The sequence below is a fragment of the Pseudomonas sp. PA-4-8C genome (genome assembly GCF_021606625.1).
Taxonomy (GTDB): domain Bacteria; phylum Pseudomonadota; class Gammaproteobacteria; order Pseudomonadales; family Pseudomonadaceae; genus Aquipseudomonas; species Aquipseudomonas lactis.
Window position 1 is genome coordinate 1 of the sequence record NZ_WKCD01000584.1, and the last position, 741, is coordinate 741.

Here is a 741-nt window from a genome sequence, read left to right on the forward strand (position 1 = left end):
CAATAGGTGGGTGTGCTTCGGTTGCAGATATCAAGCAGACCCCGCCAACATTGGTGGTCATCTCAGGGAAGAAACCGCAGGAATATGCGGCGTGTGTGGTGCGCAAATTGGAGGCGACCCGTCGGCCGCCGCAGATCGAGCCCCATAAAGACGGTATTCAGGTGATCGTGCCGCAGAAATTCTCGGCAGACCCCTCGGCAATCTTTGAAATTGAAGACCGCTCCAGCGGTAGCAGCATCAAGCTTTATGAAAGCATGTCCAATGTGCCCATCCGCCCGGGCGACGTGAAGAAGGCAGGGGAAGAGTGCATTTCCGGTTGAGCCACAGGCTCATCCCTCAAACCCGATAAAAAAAGCCATCACCCTGCAGGGACGGCCTGCATCCGTTAAACTGTCGGGCATTCACTACAAAGATGCCGCTCAAACCCTGGGTTTGAGCGGCATTTGTTTTTCTGGAAAGCCCGTTATGAAACGAGAACACGTCAAAGCCCGCCATGCTGAAGGCCAGATTTCAGCCACCCATGTCATCCAGAACCCCGCCGACTTGGGTGAGTGGATCGTTTTTTTCAAGAAGAGCGGCGGCAGCAGGTACTTCCTTGCGGGAGAGCCAGTGGAGGGCTGTATCTTATTCACACCTCCGAGCCCCCGAAACTCGCCGTGGGATGTAGACAGTTCTCCTCTTTCTTCAAACAAAAAATAATCATGCAGCTGACTGGAACTGAACCAACCCACTTGTTTGTTG

The 741-nt window shown here is 53.7% G+C and carries 2 protein-coding genes; one reads left to right on the plus strand and one right to left on the minus strand.

From position 1 onward, the window contains the following. The first annotated feature begins 2 nt into the window (after positions 1-2). Positions 3-320, plus strand: coding sequence for a hypothetical protein (locus GIW04_RS31115; RefSeq protein WP_236479664.1), 318 nt, complete (start codon positions 3-5; stop codon positions 318-320). Between the two features lie 99 nt (positions 321-419). On the opposite strand, the gene GIW04_RS31120 is transcribed toward GIW04_RS31115, so the two are convergent. Further along, positions 420-741, minus strand: a 322-nt coding sequence (locus tag GIW04_RS31120; protein WP_236479665.1) for a hypothetical protein, incomplete at its 5' end; no start/stop codon positions are given.